Annotated in this window: 16 protein-coding genes; 6 read left to right on the top strand and 10 right to left on the bottom strand. The window is 68.9% G+C overall.

The window, feature by feature from the left end:
• Window positions 1–86 precede the first annotated feature (86 nt).
• Window positions 87–1,961 (bottom strand): ABC transporter ATP-binding protein, encoded by a 1,875-nt coding sequence (locus tag G6N58_RS13155; protein ID WP_115278399.1) that lies wholly within the window; start codon window positions 1,959–1,961, stop codon window positions 87–89.
• 93 nt (window positions 1,962–2,054) lie between these two features.
• On the opposite strand from G6N58_RS13155, the gene prrA reads away from it, so the two are divergent.
• The 3 genes from prrA to G6N58_RS13140 are packed head-to-tail and all read left to right on the top strand — an operon-like array spanning window position 2,055 to window position 5,361.
• Window positions 2,055–2,765: a two-component system response regulator PrrA gene (gene prrA, locus G6N58_RS13150; protein WP_115278400.1), complete on the top strand. Its 711-nt coding sequence runs from the start codon at window positions 2,055–2,057 to the stop codon at window positions 2,763–2,765.
• 8 nt (window positions 2,766–2,773) lie between these two features.
• On the top strand, window positions 2,774–4,126 hold the full coding sequence (locus G6N58_RS13145) for a sensor histidine kinase (protein ID WP_115278401.1): 1,353 nt from the start codon (window positions 2,774–2,776) through the stop codon (window positions 4,124–4,126).
• A gap of 11 nt (window positions 4,127–4,137) precedes the next feature.
• A complete protein-coding gene (locus G6N58_RS13140; protein WP_147289322.1) occupies window positions 4,138–5,361 on the top strand; it encodes a sensor domain-containing phosphodiesterase in 1,224 nt (407 codons plus the stop codon).
• A 1-nt stretch (window position 5,362) separates the two neighbouring features.
• On the opposite strand, the gene G6N58_RS13135 is transcribed toward G6N58_RS13140, so the two are convergent.
• Window positions 5,363–5,725 carry an FKBP-type peptidyl-prolyl cis-trans isomerase gene (locus G6N58_RS13135; protein WP_068915099.1) on the bottom strand — a complete coding sequence of 121 codons (363 nt, stop codon included), beginning with the start codon at window positions 5,723–5,725 and terminating at the stop codon, window positions 5,363–5,365.
• Window positions 5,726–6,019: 294 nt separating this feature from the next.
• Between G6N58_RS13135 and G6N58_RS13130 the strand changes: the two genes are divergently transcribed.
• Window positions 6,020–6,268 carry a DUF2630 family protein gene (locus G6N58_RS13130; protein WP_115278403.1) on the top strand — a complete coding sequence of 83 codons (249 nt, stop codon included), beginning with the start codon at window positions 6,020–6,022 and terminating at the stop codon, window positions 6,266–6,268.
• Between the two features lies 1 nt (window position 6,269).
• On the opposite strand, the gene G6N58_RS13125 is transcribed toward G6N58_RS13130, so the two are convergent.
• The 6 genes from G6N58_RS13125 to G6N58_RS13100 are packed head-to-tail and all read right to left on the bottom strand — an operon-like array spanning window position 6,270 to window position 9,475.
• Entirely contained in the window at window positions 6,270–6,557 is a 288-nt protein-coding gene (locus tag G6N58_RS13125; protein WP_147289324.1) for a hypothetical protein, read from the bottom strand.
• Between the two features lie 14 nt (window positions 6,558–6,571).
• Window positions 6,572–6,865, bottom strand: a complete 294-nt coding sequence (locus G6N58_RS13120; protein WP_115278405.1) for a hypothetical protein — start codon at window positions 6,863–6,865, stop codon at window positions 6,572–6,574.
• Window positions 6,862–7,719 (bottom strand): hypothetical protein, encoded by an 858-nt coding sequence (locus G6N58_RS13115; protein ID WP_163908155.1) that lies wholly within the window; start codon window positions 7,717–7,719, stop codon window positions 6,862–6,864. The genes G6N58_RS13120 and G6N58_RS13115 overlap by 4 nt, the downstream gene beginning before the upstream one ends.
• Before the next feature lie 10 nt (window positions 7,720–7,729).
• Window positions 7,730–8,146, bottom strand: a complete 417-nt coding sequence (locus G6N58_RS13110; protein WP_115278407.1) for a hypothetical protein — start codon at window positions 8,144–8,146, stop codon at window positions 7,730–7,732.
• A gap of 1 nt (window position 8,147) precedes the next feature.
• A complete protein-coding gene (locus tag G6N58_RS13105; RefSeq protein ID WP_115278408.1) occupies window positions 8,148–8,810 on the bottom strand; it encodes an MspA family porin in 663 nt (220 codons plus the stop codon).
• The gene (locus G6N58_RS13100) at window positions 8,807–9,475 is read right to left on the bottom strand and encodes an MspA family porin (RefSeq protein ID WP_115278409.1); all 669 of its coding nucleotides are present in this window, start codon (window positions 9,473–9,475) and stop codon (window positions 8,807–8,809) included. Before G6N58_RS13100 ends, G6N58_RS13105 begins: the two co-directional genes overlap by 4 nt.
• 184 nt (window positions 9,476–9,659) lie before the next feature.
• Here G6N58_RS13100 and G6N58_RS13095 point away from each other — a divergent pair, with 184 nt between their 5' ends.
• The gene (locus G6N58_RS13095; protein WP_232067843.1) at window positions 9,660–10,148 is read left to right on the top strand and encodes an Rv2240c family protein; all 489 of its coding nucleotides are present in this window, start codon (window positions 9,660–9,662) and stop codon (window positions 10,146–10,148) included.
• Between the two features lie 27 nt (window positions 10,149–10,175).
• Window positions 10,176–11,717, top strand: coding sequence for a phytoene desaturase family protein (locus G6N58_RS13090; protein ID WP_115278410.1), 1,542 nt, complete (start codon window positions 10,176–10,178; stop codon window positions 11,715–11,717).
• Here the strand turns inward: G6N58_RS13090 and G6N58_RS13085 are convergent.
• A complete protein-coding gene (locus G6N58_RS13085; RefSeq protein WP_068915092.1) occupies window positions 11,704–12,114 on the bottom strand; it encodes a MarR family winged helix-turn-helix transcriptional regulator in 411 nt (136 codons plus the stop codon). The two genes, G6N58_RS13090 and G6N58_RS13085, sit on opposite strands and share 14 nt — an antisense overlap.
• Entirely contained in the window at window positions 12,101–13,555 is a 1,455-nt protein-coding gene (locus G6N58_RS13080; RefSeq protein ID WP_163908153.1) for an MFS transporter, read from the bottom strand. Before G6N58_RS13080 ends, G6N58_RS13085 begins: the two co-directional genes overlap by 14 nt.
• Window positions 13,556–13,571: the final 16 nt, after the last annotated feature.

Genomic DNA, 13,571 nt, shown 5'->3' with positions numbered 1-13,571 from the left:
ACAGTCCTAAACCCCACCGCCGACACCAACGTCGGGTGCAACCCCCGCATTCCAGATAACCACGACTGTCTAATCAATAACCCTCATCAGGCGGCCTGGGTTCCGAACTGCGTCTCGTACAGCTCCGCGTACCGGCCGTGGCGGGCCAGCAGTCGTTCGTGGGTGCCCCGTTCGACGATGCGGCCGGCCTCGACCACCAGGATCTGGTCGGCGGCGCGCACGGTGGAGAGCCGGTGGGCGATCACCAGCGAGGTGCGCCCGGCCAGCGCCTCGGCCAGCGCCTGCTGCACAGCGGCTTCGGACGACGAATCCAGTGCGGCGGTGGCCTCGTCGAGCACCACCACCCGCGAGCGTCCGAGCAGCAGACGGGCGATGGTCAGCCGTTGCCGCTGTCCGCCGGACAGGCGGTAGCCGCGTTCGCCGACCACGGTGTCCAGACCGTCGGGCATATCAGCCACGACGTCGGCCAGCCGGGCCCGGCGCAGGGCGGCCCAGAGTTCGTCGTCGGTGGCCTCGGGGTCGGCCAGCCGCAGGTTGGCGCCGATGGTCTCGTGGAACAGGTGGCCGTCCTGGGTGACCAGGCCGATGGTGTCGCGCAGGGATGCGGCGGTGAGATCGCGGACGTCGACACCGGCCAAACGCACTGCCCCGGAATCCACGTCGTAGAGCCGGGCCAGCAGCGACGCGATGGTGGACTTGCCCGCACCCGAGGAGCCCACCAGGGCGATCATCTGCCCGGGCTCGGCGCGGAAGGAGATGCCGTGCAGCACTTCGTCGCCGCCCCGGTCATCGAGGACGGCGACCTCTTCCAGCGAGGCCAGCGACACCTTGTCGGCGGAGGGATAGCTGAAGCGGACCTGATCGAACTCCACGGCCACCCCGCCCTCGGGCACCGGCCGGGCGTCGGGGGCGTCCTGGATCAGCGGGATCAGGTCCAGCACCTCGAACACCCGCTCGAAGCTGACCAGCGCGGAGGCCACTTCGATGTGCGCGTTGGCCAGCGCGGTCAGCGGCGCGTAGAGCCGGGTGAGCAGCAGCGCCAAGGAGACGATGGCCCCGGCCTGCAACGCCCCGCCGATGGCCAGCACGCCGCCGAGGCCGTACACCAGCGCCAGTGCCAGCGCCGACATCAGCGTCAGCGAGTTCATGAAGGTGGCCTGCAGCATCGCCGTTTTGACACCGATGTCGCGCACCCGTCCTGCTCGCGCAGCGAACTCCGCGGACTCGGCGGCCGGGTTGCCGAAGAGCTTGATCAGCGTGGCGCCGGGGGCGGAGAACCGCTCGGTCATCTGGGTGTTCATGGTGGCGTTGTGGATCGCACTCTCCCGGCTCAACCGCGCCATGGTGCGCCCGATGCGCCGGGCCGGCAGCAGGAACAGCGGCATCAGCACCAGCGACAGCAGCGTGATCTGCCAGGAGATGCTGAGCATCACCACCAGCGTCAAGGTCAGCGTCACCAGGTTGGTGACCACCCCGGACAGAGTGTCGGAGAAAGCTCGCTGGGCACCGAGGACGTCGTTGCCCAGGCGGCTGACCAGGGCGCCGGTGCGGGTGCGGGTGAAAAACGCCACCGGCATGCGTTGCACGTGGTCGAACACCGCGGTGCGCAGATCCAGGATCAGGCCCTCGCCGATGTGTGAGGACAACCACCGCGTCACCAGGGCCACGGCCGCCTCGGCGACGGCCACCCCGGCGATCACCAACGCCAAGATCACCACCACCCCGGTGGCGCCGCCGCGGACGATCTCGTCGACCACCCGGCCGGCGAGCAGCGGGGTGGCCACCGTCAGCAGCGCGCTGAAGACGCTGACACCGATGAAGACGGCCAGCTTGCGGTGATGCCGGCGCGAGAAGACCCAGATGCGTCTGAGCAGCGATGTGTTGGCCAGCGCGCGCAGATCTGCGCGGTCTGACTTGATCTGCCGGTACAGCGAGTGCCGGGCGACGGTCTCGATGCTCATGTATTCACCGTAGGACCTCAACTATCGTTCAGGTCAAAAGCTTCCCGGCCCGGTCACCGCGCCTTACCGAAACGTCACACACCATCAGGCAAGATGTCGGGCATGGACAGTGGTGCGGGCTCACCCCGGGTCTTGGTGGTCGACGACGATGCCGACGTGCTGGCGTCGCTGGAGCGCGGGCTGCGGCTGTCCGGATTCGAGGTCTCCACCGCCGTCGACGGCGCCGAGGCCCTGCGCAGCGCCACCGAGACCCGCCCCGACGCGATTGTGCTGGACATCAACATGCCCGTCCTGGACGGGGTGTCGGTGGTGACCGCGCTGCGGGCGATGGACAACGACGTACCGGTGTGTGTGCTCTCGGCGCGCAGCTCGGTCGACGACCGGGTGGCCGGCCTGGAGGCCGGCGCCGACGACTACCTGGTCAAGCCGTTCGTCCTGGCCGAGCTGGTGGCCCGGGTCAAAGCCCTGCTGCGCCGCCGCGGCGCCACCGCCACGTTCTCGTCGGAGACCATCTCGGTGGGCCCGCTGGAAGTCGACATCCCGGGCCGCCGGGCCCGGGTCAACGGCGTCGACGTCGATCTCACCAAGCGGGAGTTCGACCTGCTGGCCGTCCTGGCCGAACACAAGACCGCGGTGCTGTCGCGCGCCCAGCTGCTCGAGCTGGTCTGGGGTTACGACTTCGCCGCCGACACCAACGTCGTCGACGTCTTCATCGGATACCTGCGCCGCAAGCTGGAGGCCGGCGGCGCACCGCGGTTGTTGCACACCGTGCGCGGGGTGGGATTCGTGCTCAGGACGCAGTAGGCCCGCCCGTGCAGTCGCGGATCTTCACTCGGACGCCCTCGCTGCGCACCAGGGTGGCGTTCGCGACAGCACTCGGGGCGGCCATCGTGGTGACGATCGTCGGCGCCATCGTGTGGGTCGGTATCACCAATGACCGCAAGGAACGGCTCGACCGGCGCCTCGACGAGGCCGCAGGTTTCGCGATCCCCTTCCTGCCGCGCGGGCTCGACGAGATTCCCCGCTCCCCCAACGGCGCCGACGCCGTGATCACCGTGCGCCGCGACGGCGACGTCAAGTCCACCGGCGACGTCGTCCTGCCGCAGCTGGACACCGACTACGCCGACACCGAGATCGACGGCGTGCGCTACCGGGTGCGCACGGTCGACATCGTCGGGCCGACGGGTCCGATGTCGGTGGCTGTCGGGGCCACCTATGACGCCACCATCAACGACACCAACAACCTGCACCGGCGGGTGCTGATGATCTGCGGGCTCGCAGTGGGCGCCGCCGCGGTGCTGGGTTGGCTGCTGGCAGCGTTCGCGGTGCGCCCGCTGCGCCGACTGGCGCAGCAGACCCGCACCATCGACGTCGTCGACGACGAGGCCCCGGAGATCGAGGTGCGCGGCGCCTCCGAGGCGGTGGAAATCGCCGAGGCGATGCGCGGCATGGTCCAGCGGGTCTGGACCGAACGGGCCCGTACCCAGGAAGCCCTGGCGTCGGCGCGCGACTTCGCGGCGGTCTCCTCCCACGAACTGCGCACCCCGCTGACAGCCATGCGCACCAACATCGAGGTGCTCGCCACGCTGGACATGCCCGAGGAACAGCGCAAAGAAGTGCTCGACGACGTGGTGCGCACCCAGTCGCGTATCGAGGCCACGCTGTGGGCGCTGGAACGGCTGGCCCAGGGTGAATTGTCCACCTCCGATGACCACGCGGCAGTCGACATCACCGAACTGCTGGACCGGGCAGCGCATGACGCCATGCGCATCTATCCCGATCTCGAGGTGGCGCTGGTGCCCGCACCCACCGTCATCATCGTCGGACTGCCGGCCGGGCTGCGGTTGGCGGTGGACAACGCGATCGCCAACGCGGTCAAGCACGGCGGCGCCACCCACGTGCGGCTGTCCGCGGTCAGTTCGCGGGCCGGGGTGGAGATCGCCGTGGACGACAACGGCGTCGGATTGCCCGAAGAGGAACGCGAACTGGTCTTCGAACGATTCTCCCGCGGCTCCACGGCATCACACTCCGGCTCCGGCCTGGGCCTGGCCCTGGTCGCCCAGCAGGCTCAATTGCACCGCGGCACAGCAACATTGGAGACGAGCTCGCTGGGCGGCGCCCGGCTGATACTGCGCCTACCCGGCCCTGAGCCCACCACACGGTAAGTTCGGCAATTGTGACAATCGACGCCGCGATACGCGGCGAGGGACTGATGCCCGCCTACCAACCGATCGTCGCCCTGCGCGATGAATCCGTGGTGGGTTATGAAGCGCTGGCGCGGTGGCCGCAGTTCGGTCACCTGAACCCGGCCACGGTGTTCGCCCACGCGCGAACCCACCGCCGCGCCGACGCCCTCGACCAGATGTGCATCGACGCGTCCATCGACACGGCACTGCACGCCGGCATCGCCGACGATCTGGTGCTCTCGGTGAACTGCGAACCGTCGAGTCCCTACCTGTCACCGATGGCACGCCAGCCCGCCCTGGCAACCCGCGACGGACTGGCCGTGATGTTCGAGATCACCGAGCGCAGGCTGTTGTCCCAGCCGCGGTTGCTGCTGCAGAAGGTGGCAGCACTGCGGCGTGACGGGTTCCTCATCGCGCTCGATGACGTTGGCGCACATCCGGATTCGTCGGCGCTGTTGGACATCATCTCACCGGATGTGATGAAGCTGGACCTGGCCCTGGTGCAATCGCAACCCAATGTCCAGCAGGCGCAGACCCTCTCGGCCATCCTGGCCCATCACGAACGCACCGGGGCACTGATCCTGGCCGAGGGCATCGAGAGCGATGAACACCTGGAGCAGGCCCTGGCGCTGGGGGCAGACCTGGGGCAGGGTTACCGATTCGGCAGGCCGGGGGTTCTGGGCGACTCAGCGGGGTCGTGGAGCGCGGTGCGACGGCGCCCACCCCCGGCCGCACCGGCGTCCGCGTCGCCCTTCGGTCTGGTGGAGGACCATCACCGGGTGCGGACCGCCCGCAAGAGCACCGTGGTCGCGTTCTCCCGGCACATCGAGACCCAGGCGCAGCGGGCAGCCGATCCTCCGATGGTTCTGGCGGCGCTGCAACGACTGCAGTACCTGACCCCGCGGACCCTGAGGCGCTACAGGGACCTGGCCCGGACATCACCGCTGGTGGCGGTGTTCGGTCAGGGGATGGTCGAGGAACCCGGCGACGGCATCCGCGGGGTGAGCCTGACCAGCGACGATCCACTGAGCCTCGAGTGGACGGTGGTCGCGCTCGGGCCGCACACCGCCGCCGCGCTGATCGCGCGCGAGCGGGAACGCGAGCGGGGTGCGGCGCCCTGCGCCGACGGGGACCGTCGCTTCGACTTCGTGATCACCTATGACCGCGAACTGGTGACGGCCACTGCCCGCAGCCTGCTGCACCGGATGCGCTGAGTCAGCGGGTGCCGAGCAGATCGATCACGAAGATGAGCGTCTTGCCCGACAAGCGGTGACCGCCGCCGGCCGGACCGTAGGCCTGCTCCGGCGGGATGGTGAGCTTGCGCCGGCCGCCCACCTTCATTCCCGGGATACCGTCCTGCCAGCCCTGAATGAGACCGCGCAGCGGGAACTCGATGGACTGCCCGCGGTTCCACGAGCTGTCGAACTCTTCACCCGTGTCGTATTCGACGCCCAGGTAGTGCACCTCGACGTTGGCGCCGGGGACGGCTTCGGCGCCGTCGCCGATCGTGATGTCCTCGATGACCAGGTCGGTCGGGGCGGGGCCTTCGGGGAATTCGATCTCGGGTTTTGTGCTCACCCGCTCACCCTAACGTGTCCCGACATGCTCAGAACATGTGCAGCGTCTGGTTGACCTCGATGTCCGTCGGCAGATGTCCGGTGTCGCGGGCGTGTTCAAAAACGTCGACCAACGCAAATCCTCGCAACCACCGCCGCTTGCCCCGCCAGCCGCATTGACATCGGCCTTGGTTTCGCATCAGCGAAACCAGCAAATAGACGTTAGGTCGCCCCACCCCATCGACTGTAGCGCGCGCCCGCCGCGGTGGGCGCAGTTGGCGGGCGCACCGCCCCCGCAGTCGGGCAGACTGGTCGGGTGGCGACAGATCAGGACATTCTCTCCGACGTGAACAAGCTGGTGGCCGAGGAGAAGGAGCTGCGAGCAAAGCTGCAGCACCACGAGATCGACGAGACCGAGGAACACCAGCGGCTGCGCGCGGTCGAGGTCCAGCTGGACCAGTGCTGGGACCTGCTGCGGCAGCGGCGGGCGCTGCGCGAGACCGGTGGCGATCCCACTTCCGCGCAGGTGCGCCCCGGCGACCAGGTCGAGGGCTACCTCAGCTGACTCACTGCGAGCCGTCGGGCGGACAGTTGATCATCACGTAAGCCAGCGGAGAGGCGTGCGTGTCGATGCCGGTGACCGTGCACTCCGACAGCGGGATGTTCGACGGTGCGCCCGCGGTGTACTGCGCCTTCACGTCATAACCCAGCGCCGTGAGGCTGCGCAGGGTGTCACCGGGTGACTCGGTGCCTGCGGGCGGTGGCTGGGGCAGCGTGGGCGACGGCTCCGCCGAAGCAGGGGGCGCGGCCGCCAGGAACGCAGCGCTGCCGGCCACGATCATCCTGAACATCATCGGTGGGTCTCCTACTACTGGGAGGTGTCCGGTGGACAGGAGATCATGATGTACGCCAGCGGGGCTGCGTGTACATCGATATTGGTCACCTGGCAGTACTTCAGCGGAATGTTCGACGGATATCCGCTGACCCATTCGATCTCGACGTCATAACCCTGCCTGCCGAGAGTCTCGATGGCGTCGACGGGCAGTTGTGTGCCGGCCATGGGGGGTTCGGGCAGCGGTGCGGTGGACGTCGGCTCGGCCGCCGCCGGCGCCGCGGCGAGCAGCAGGCCAGCTGCCGCGCACATGGCCACACGCACCGTCACCCGGTGACCGTATCGGACTCGGCGCCGGTGTCCGGTGCTTCGGTGTCGTCGGTGGCCGACTCGGTGTCCTCGGTCTCGTCGGTGTCCTCGGTCTGGTCGCAGTCCTCGGTCTCGTCGGTGTCCTCGGTCTCGTCGGTGTCCTCGGTCTCGTCGGTGTCCTCGGTCTCGTCGCTGTCCTCGGTCTCGTTGGCCCCGTCCACTTCTTCGATGTCCTCGGCGCCCTCGGTGTCGTCGGTGCTCACACTCTCGTCGCTGTGTTCGGTCTCCGGCTCCTCGGCGTCGCGAACATCCGCGTCATCGGTGTCCTCCGCTGCAACCTCCACCACAGGGGAGGCCTCCGCGACGTCCTGCGCCGACGGGACGGGAATGGGTGCGATGGAGCGGCCGACCAGCTTCAGGATGGTGTTGGCTGCCTGGATCAGGTTGTTCAACGAGACGACGATGTCCTCGGATTGACCCGTGATCACCTGGAACGGGATGCTGACCACCAGCAGCGGCCCCGCCACCGCCAGGTATGCGGCCGCCCCGATGGCGTCGATGACGTCGATGGGGGTCAACGGGGTCGGCGCCGGGTCGGCCACCACCTCGTCGGCCATGGGCTCAACCGCGGCCGTGCGCTGCGACCCGGGCGCCGGCGCGCTCGCGGCCGCGACCATCTCCTGGAGAAGAACAGTCGGCGGCACGGGTCCGGTACCAGGCGACGTCCATGCCGCCAGCGCGACCTGCGGGCGGTGGAACGCAGGAGATGCCGATGGGGTCAGCAGCGGCGCCGCGGGCGTTTCACCGCCGGGCATCAGCACGCCGGCTGCCACCGCGACGGACATGACCGGTGCTGCGAAAGATGTTGAGCGCATGTGTTTTTCCCTACGACTGAGGAGGCGGGACGGGAATCGGTTTGCCGACACCCTCGACGGGGTTCTGCCCCAGCAGGGCACCCTCGAGACCACCGGCCCGGTACGTGTCCACCAACCGCTTCAGATAGTCGATGCCGGACACATTGGCGTTCTCCTGCCCCGGCGGCACGCCGAACACCTGACCCTGCCCGGGTGCAGCCGGCGATTCGTTCTGTGGCAACAGGTACTGGTTGTTCCACGGGTTCAGATTCGGCACAACGGGCGTGGCCGCGCCGGGAACCGACGGCACCGCGTACTGGCCCAGCACCTCGCCGAGTGAGGCCGGCGACGGGGGCGGGGGCGGCACCGGCGACGGTTCGGCGGCGGCCGTCCCCGCTGGGGACGACACCAGCATGATCACCACGCCCGCACAGACTTTCAGTAGCACCTCACACCACCTTGGCAACGCCGTAGTACGCCACGATGTCGTCGGCGGTTTCGGTGGAGCTGGTGAGGATCGCGTACGAGCGCAGGAAAGACTGGCCGATGCAGCCGTCGATCTTGATGTGGATGTCCTTGAGGGTGACCCTGGGCGCGGCGCCCTCGAAGCTCTTGGTGGTCACCGTGGACGTGATGACCTCACCGGGTTGCGGGAACACCTCCATCTGCCCGGTCACCGGAATGTTGGTGTTGCCCAGACCGGTAGGCCCGACGGAGGGCTGGAACCCCACCGAACCGTTGAGTTTGACGACGTTCAACTCGATGCCGCAGCCGATCTGATAACCGACCTCGAGAGTGCCACCCTCCACGGGGGCGGTGCCGTTGCCCGCCACGGCGCCGGTGAAAGTGCCACCCACCAGGTATTCGCGCGACGACGCCGCGGTGGTCAGCGGGGCGACAGCCACCTGCGTCTCGTCCTGGGCGCCGACGGTCAGCTCCCAACCATCCGGCGTGACAACAAAACCCGGAGGATCGGAGGCGACAGCACCGTTGGGCGGCGGGGGCACCACGTCGGCGACGGGCGCCACATCGGCGACCGGCTCGGCCCGTGCGCCTGGTGCGGTGCACAGCCCCAGGCACAGCAGAACGGCCGCGGCCAGTGCGGTTCTCATACGACGGTGACCTGACCGGCGTAGGTAACGATGTCGTCGGTGTCGGTGCTCGAGCTCTTGAAGGTGGCATACGACTGGATGAAGGACTGCCCCACGCAGCCGTCAACCCGTACCCGGAAGCCCGTCACCGTGACCCGCACCTCGTCACCTTTGTAATCCTTCTGCCCCACTGGCACGGTGGTGACCGTCCCCGGCCTCAGGTTGACCTTGATCTGCCCGTTCACCGGAAACTGCACTGCGCCGATCACTGCGTTGGAGCCGAATGTCGGTGTGGCACCCACAGAACCGAGGAGCTCCACCGGACCGCCGATGATGCCGCAGCCGATCCGGTAGCCGACCACCAGCGATCCTCCGCTCAACGTGGTGGACCCCGCACCGGCGACGGTGCCGGTGAAGGTGCCGCCCACCAGGTACTCGCGCGACGTCAGCGCCGTCGTCAGCGGTGCGACCGCCACCCGGGTCTCGTCGGCGCCGGCGACGGTCAGTTCCCACCCGTCCGGGGTGGACAGCACGCCGGGAGCCGCCGCGGCTGTCGCCCCGTTCGGCGGCGGCGCGGCATCTGCCACCGCGGGTGGCAACGGGGCCGGCTCCGCGCCGGCAGGCGGCGCGGCGCACAGCACCGCCGACAACGTCACCGCAGCAGCGACGCACGCAGGGATCCGCATGGATATGCCGCCCTTTCAGCCTCGATTCGACTGAAATCATCGGGGTGGTAAATGTCAGGACAGCAAACGGCCGGCGAATTGTGCGCGGACAACCGCCGTCGCTTACTCGTTTCCGGTGACTCACCGGGCGTTCACGCCGGCGTCACCCGGCCGACGCCGGCACCCCGGATCGTCACAGGCAGCCATGCCCACCGGACGGGAGCCCACCATCATCAACGTCGCCGCCGGGCTGACCGCGTGCGGAATCGGCGTGGCCGCCGCCCTGACCGGCGCTGCTGTGGCCGCGGCCGAACCGGCGCCCAGCGCCGACGCGGTGGCCGCCTGCACTCAGTTCGCGACCGCGCTGGACATGGCGTCACTGAGTTACCAGAGCTTCGCCAACGGGCTGGCCCTCGGCGACCAGCACGGGGATCCGGAGCTCAACGCCAGCAACACCTCCGGACGCACCGGGCTGCGCCACGCCGTGGGCACCGCGCTGGCGGCCTCCCGGACCCCTGGGCTGACCGCGGAGATCGCCTCTCCCATGCGGGCCTGGTCGCTGGGCGCCACCAAGCTGGTGCTGCTGATGGGTCTACGTGCCGACGTGGACCGCTTCAACACGGTGGCCACCGAACTCAACGAGCACACCGAGGCCGCACAGTCGGCCTGTGCGGCGGCGGGGACCCACGCCTGAGCCCGCCGTGGCGAGCAGACTGGTGGCATGGACACCGATGTCATCATCGTCGGCGGCGGGCACAACGGCCTGACCGCGGCGGCCTACCTGGCGCGGGCGGGGCTGCGCGTCACCGTGCTGGAACGCCAGGACCACACCGGCGGGGCGGCGGTCTCCGCACCTGCCTTCCCCGGGGTGGACGCGCGGCTGTCCCGCTACTCCTATCTGGTGAGCCTGTTGCCGCCGCGCATCCTCGACGATCTGGGCATCTCGGTGCGCCTGGCCCGGCGGCGGTATTCGTCGTACACCCCGGACCCGGCGAGCGCGGGTGAGACCGGGCTGCTGATCGGCCCTGACCCGACGTTCGCGGCCGTGGGCGCCGAGGCCGACGCCGCTGGTTTCGCCGAGTTCTATGAGCGGGCGCGCCGGGTCACCGAGCCGTTGTGGCCCACTCTGTTGGAGCCGCTGCCCACCCGGTCGCAGGCCCGCTCCCGCGTGGGCGACGATGCAGCCTGGGATGCGCTGGTGGAGACGCCTGCCGCGGACGCCATCACCGCCGCGGTGGGCAGCGATCTGGTCCGCGGCGTCATCGCCACCGACGCCTTGATCGGCACCTTCGCCACGCTGGACGACATCTCGTTGACCCAGAATGTCTGTCTGCTGTACCACCTGATCGGCGGCGGCACCGGGGACTGGGATGTGCCCGTCGGCGGAATGGGGGCTGTGACCGACGCGCTGGCCGGCGCCGCCGCCGGGTTCGGCGCCCGCCTGGTGACCGGCGCCGAGGTCACGTCGGTGCAGCCCGACGGCAGCGTGCGCTACCGGATGGAAGACCGGATCGTCACCGACAGCGCACGTTTCGTGCTGGCAGGTGTCACCCCGACGGTACTCGCCGAGCTGATGGGCGAGCCCGCTCCGCCGGCGGCACCGGGGGCCCAGGTCAAGGTCAACCTGCTGCTGCGGCGGTTGCCGCAGTCGCGCGACGGATCGGTCACGCCGGAACAGGCGTTCGGCGGCACCTTCCACATCAACGAGACCTGGAGCCAACTCGACACCGCCTACCGGCAGGCGGCCGCCGGCACCATTCCTGATCCGCTGCCGTGTGAGATCTACTGTCACTCTCTGTCCGATCCGTCGATCTTGTCCCCCGGACTGCAGGCATCGGGCGCCCAGACGCTGACGGTGTTCGGGCTGCACACCCCCCACTCGCTGACTGCGGGTGCCGAGCCCGCCGTGATCCGGCAACAGCTCACCGACGCCGTGCTGACATCGTTGAATTCTGTTCTGGCCGAACCCGTTCAGAACCTGATCCTGGCCGCGGCCGACGGCCGGCCGTGCCTGGAGACCAAGACCACTCTCGATCTGCAGAACACCTTGGGCATGACGGCGGGCAACATCTTTCACGGCGGGCTGAGCTGGCCGTTCGCCGAGGACGACGAACTACTCGAGAGCCCTGCGCAACATTGGGGGGTGGCGACCGAACACGATCGGATCCTGTTGTGCGGCTCCGGATCTCGCCGCGGTGGCGCGGTTTCGGGCATCGGCGGCCACAACGCGGCCATGGCTGTGCTGGCGACTATGACCCGGTGAGCGTGTCGACGATGCGGCGCAGCGCGGCCAGTTGCTCGGCGTCGAGTTGGCGCACCGCCGGGGGCGCCGGGTCGTCGACCGCGTCGATGGCGGCCACCACCTGACGGCCCCGCTCGGTCAGCGACACCAACTTCGAGCGCCGGTTGGCGGGGTCGATCTCGCGCACCACCAGACCGCGCGACTCCAGATCGTTGACGGCGACGGTGGCCGCCGGTGCGTCGATGATCGCGAACTCGGCCACCTGCTTCATCGTCAGCGGCGAGCGACCCAACCGGGTGATGATGCGCACCCGGGAGAACGGCAGCCCGGACACCTCGACCACGGCGCGCTTCCATACGTCACGGTTGTCGAAGACGTACCGCGCCAGGTCCTTCCACACCTCGTCAGCCGAGTGCATGAGCCTTCTCCCCGGGCTTGGCGGCAATCAGTGGTGCCACCCGGTCAGCCGAGCGCTGCGCACGCGCCGACGTGGAGAACAGCCCCAACACGAAGATCGTGATGCCGAAGCCGGCCACCACGAACCACAGCGGACGCGCCGCGGCACCGAAGTCCACGTGCGGTGAGGCCAGCGCCGCCCCTGCCACCGAACCACACAGCGCCACACCGATACTCACGCCGACCTGCCGGCTGGTGGATGCCACCGCCGAGGCCGCGCCCGCGCGGTCCAGCGGCATCCCACTGACGGCGGTGTTGGTGATCGGGGCGTTGACCACCGAGAAGCCGATGCCGAACACCGCGAAGATCACCAGCACCGCCCAGATGGGGGTGTCGGCGTCGAGCAGCATCAGCAGCACCGCCGCCGTCGTCAGCAAGACCCCGGACGCCAGCAGCGACGGCCGGGGACCGAAGCGTCCCACCACCCGGCCGGACAGCGGGGAGAAGATCAGCGCGCCGAGGGCGATCGGCAAGTACAGCAGACCTGTCTGCAACGCACTGAAGCCCCGGAAGCCCTGCAGATACAACGCCATCATGAACAGGAAGGCACCCCAGGAGGCGAATGCGCACATCGCCGTCACCGTCGCGGACGCGAACGGGATGCTGCGGAAGAAGCGCAGATCGATGAAGGGATCGTGGCGGCGGGACTCGAACCGCAGGAACACCGCGAAGGCCACTGCGGTGACCATCGACGCGACCAGCGTCACCGGATCCGTCCACCCCAGGCCAGGGCCCTCGATGAGCACGAACACGATTCCGAACAGGAACACCACGCCCAGGATCTGACCGATCGGGTCCAGGTCGCGCATGGTGGCCGACTTGCTCTCCGGGACGAAGATCGCGGTGAGGACCAGCGCCAGCAGACAGACCGGCAGATTGAGCCAGAACACCGCCCGCCAGTCCACGTATTCGATCAGCGCCCCACCGACCGTCGGCCCCAGCGCCATCGCGATGCCGAGCACGCCGCCCCACATGCCGATGGCCCGGGCTCGTTCCACCTTGCCGGTGAACACCGAGGTGATGATGGACATCGCCACGGGATTGAGCATCGACCCGCCGATGGCCTGCACGAAGCGGGCAGCGATGAGCATCTCGATGCCGGGCGCCAGGCTGCACAGCAGCGAGCCGAGCGCGAACACCGTCAAGCCGATCTGGAACACCCTGCGCCGGCCGAACCTGTCGGCAGTGGCGCCGGCCAGCATGAGCAGCGACGCCAGCACCACCGTGTAGATGTCGAGGGTCCACTGCAACTGCGTCGCCGAGGCGTCGAGGTCGGTGCGGATGGTCGGCAGGGCCACGTTGACGATGGTGGCGTCCATCGACACGATCAGCAGGCTCAGGCAGCAGGAGAACAGGATGATCGCCTTGCGGCGCCCCGTCAGCTGCCCGACAGTTTTATTCACACAACAATTGTGGAAC

The organism is Mycolicibacterium tokaiense (genome assembly GCF_010725885.1).
Classification (GTDB): domain Bacteria; phylum Actinomycetota; class Actinomycetes; order Mycobacteriales; family Mycobacteriaceae; genus Mycobacterium; species Mycobacterium tokaiense.
Note: the sequence above shows the minus strand (reverse complement) of the source record. Positions and strands in the feature narration are given on the sequence as shown.

Bases quoted from the DNA above. Each gene is read 5' to 3' on its own strand.
- G6N58_RS13155 (WP_115278399.1), bottom strand. From the start codon at position 1,961: ATGAGCATCGAGACCGTCGCCCGGCACTCGCTGTACCGGCAGATCAAG.
- prrA (WP_115278400.1), top strand. From the start codon at position 2,055: ATGTCGGGCATGGACAGTGGTGCGGGCTCACCCCGGGTCTTGGTGGTC.
- G6N58_RS13125 (WP_147289324.1), bottom strand. From the start codon at position 6,557: ATGATGTTCAGGATGATCGTGGCCGGCAGCGCTGCGTTCCTGGCGGCC.
- G6N58_RS13115 (WP_163908155.1), bottom strand. From the start codon at position 7,719: ATGCGCTCAACATCTTTCGCAGCACCGGTCATGTCCGTCGCGGTGGCA.
- G6N58_RS13105 (WP_115278408.1), bottom strand. From the start codon at position 8,810: ATGAGAACCGCACTGGCCGCGGCCGTTCTGCTGTGCCTGGGGCTGTGC.
- G6N58_RS13100 (WP_115278409.1), bottom strand. From the start codon at position 9,475: ATGCGGATCCCTGCGTGCGTCGCTGCTGCGGTGACGTTGTCGGCGGTG.
- G6N58_RS13095 (WP_232067843.1), top strand. From the start codon at position 9,660: ATGCCCACCGGACGGGAGCCCACCATCATCAACGTCGCCGCCGGGCTG.
- G6N58_RS13090 (WP_115278410.1), top strand. From the start codon at position 10,176: ATGGACACCGATGTCATCATCGTCGGCGGCGGGCACAACGGCCTGACC.
- G6N58_RS13085 (WP_068915092.1), bottom strand. From the start codon at position 12,114: ATGCACTCGGCTGACGAGGTGTGGAAGGACCTGGCGCGGTACGTCTTC.